Below are 2,060 nucleotides of genomic sequence, written 5' to 3'. Positions count from 1 at the left end.
GGTCTTAACGGCGTCTTTTGTGAGGATTTACTTTGCTCGTTTGGCACATCGCTTGGATGGTGCACTTCCACGGGAATGGCCATTCAGTCCGAATTTATGGGCCAACTGCGTGAGTGCGATCATTCCCAAATGGCCTATCAGGAATACGATTTTCTTCTACCATGGCGTACCCAGCTCAGCAACGAGAACACGCGATGTCATATTTCTCTTTTCGATGACCGTTGAACACCCAAGCTGCCACCGGGTCCGATGACAACGAGACCAAGACACTCTAATTTCTTGGATATCCCAAAAACAGGGCGACATCTATTCTGCCTTGAGGGTTTTCGTAAAGTAAACCGGGTCGACGTGAGTCATAACGTTGAGTACGCGATGGTGCTCCATCGTGCGCCGCCGGGCATCGACGGCAATCGCATGGCCCTGTGCCACTGTCAGCGTGGCCTCGACTTCAAGATGGACATCAACGAGCACCTGGTCGCCCATCTTGCGGGTGCGCAGGTCGTGCAAGCCGAGCACGCCGGGCGTGCCCAGCATGGTGGCGCGAATGTCGGCGACGGTTACTTTGTCGGCGGCGCGGTCCATCAGGTCATTTAGAGCGTCCCAACTGAAGCGCAGTCCCATGCGCGCGACCATCAGCGCCACTACCATTGCCGCGATCGGGTCGAGGCTGTGATAGCCGAGCAGGTTGCCGGCGATGCCAAGCGCCACCACCAACGATGAAGCCGCATCCGAGTGCGCATGCCAGGCATTGGCTACCAGCATGCTCGAACGGACCCGCCGCGCCACGGCCAGCATGTAGCGGAACAGCAACTCCTTGGATGCCAGCGCGACCACTGCCACCCAAAGTGCCATTGGCTGAACCGGCTGTGGCCCGGCGGGATGCTGCAGCTTGCCCAGTGCTGCCCACAGCATGCCCGCCGCCGCCGTCAGCAGCAGCACACCCAGGACCAGCGACGCTGCTGTCTCGAACCGCAGGTGTCCATACTGGTGATCGGCATCCGGATCCTTGCTGCTTTGCGCTCCGGCGGCCAGTACGACAAAGTCTGAAAGTAGGTCGGACAGCGAATGTGCGGCGTCGGCAATCAGCGCCTGCGAGCCGGAGATGATGCCGGCCGCCCCCTGGGCGATGGTCAGGCCGATATTGACCGCCACGCTGACAAGCGTGCTGCGCCAACCGGCGCTGTAACGCGCCTGTGCGTCAGTCGGCCTTCTGGCGTCGTTTTCGGGTAGTTCGGGACGCATCTGGTGAATTTCGATTTGGTCCTGGAACTATAGCTCAAAGCGACAGGAAGTAGATCATCACGTATTTGTGGTGACGAAAAAAGTCCTGCATTGGCTGGGCTACACCTCTGCTTTTAAAAGATTGATCCTTGAAGCGATTTCCCAATTCTAGTCTTTTCCCTTTAAGGCTTCTTTGACCACGCGAAAACACCGAGCAGCACAAGCAAAGAAAATGCGAATCAGTACACCATCCACAAGCGCGAAGGATCTCCTGCCTGGTGCGGGAGGTGGGTCAAAAGCAAGCCGATCAGCCAGACAAGCCTCCACGCAGACAACAAACCTGTCGCCGTAAGCTGCGTCCGCGGTCGCGATAGATTGTCATACTTCCACTTGATTGGCTTGAAGTCATCCCGGAATGTGATTGGCGACAACGTTAGTCAAGAACGCAGCGAACTGATCGCTGGTAGGGACTGTCAGAAAATTTCTGTTTAGGGCATAACATGTCGCCAAGTAGCACTCAATGAGTGCGCAACACCGCAGCGTATCTGTCGCATCCACTGCGTTGTCCGTTCTTGCCAAGGCTCTGACCTGATCAACAATGTTGAAGAAGAGAGTTAGCTCCTGCAGTTGGAAGCCGACTGTGCATAGAGCGTCATCCGGATACAGGCGAATCGTGAACCTGTAGGGACGATAATGAATCTCTTTCAAGGTGTTCGGCGGGATTGAAATTGACCTGGGCCAAATCTAATTCAAATTATCGAGTCGGTCCATTTTTTCTGCACTAAAATGATACCAGACGTCAGCGCTTTGCAACGCTGGAGGTTACCACCCACTCAAGG

Annotated in this window: 2 protein-coding genes; one reads left to right on the top strand and one right to left on the bottom strand. The window is 55.8% G+C overall.

Annotated features, from left to right (window positions below):
- Positions 1–225, top strand: a 225-nt coding sequence (locus MKD38_RS30480) for a hypothetical protein (protein ID WP_115671140.1), incomplete at its 5' end; no start/stop codon positions are given.
- 81 nt (positions 226–306) lie between these two features.
- Here MKD38_RS30480 and MKD38_RS30475 read toward each other — a convergent pair.
- Positions 307–1,242 carry a cation diffusion facilitator family transporter gene (locus tag MKD38_RS30475; protein ID WP_012354613.1) on the bottom strand — a complete coding sequence of 312 codons (936 nt, stop codon included), beginning with the start codon at positions 1,240–1,242 and terminating at the stop codon, positions 307–309.
- Positions 1,243–2,060 lie beyond the last annotated feature (818 nt).

Origin of the sequence: Cupriavidus sp. WGlv3 (genome assembly GCF_023952475.1) — a bacterium.
GTDB lineage: Bacteria > Pseudomonadota > Gammaproteobacteria > Burkholderiales > Burkholderiaceae > Cupriavidus > Cupriavidus phytorum.
This window is presented reverse-complemented; position numbering and strand designations above follow the sequence as displayed.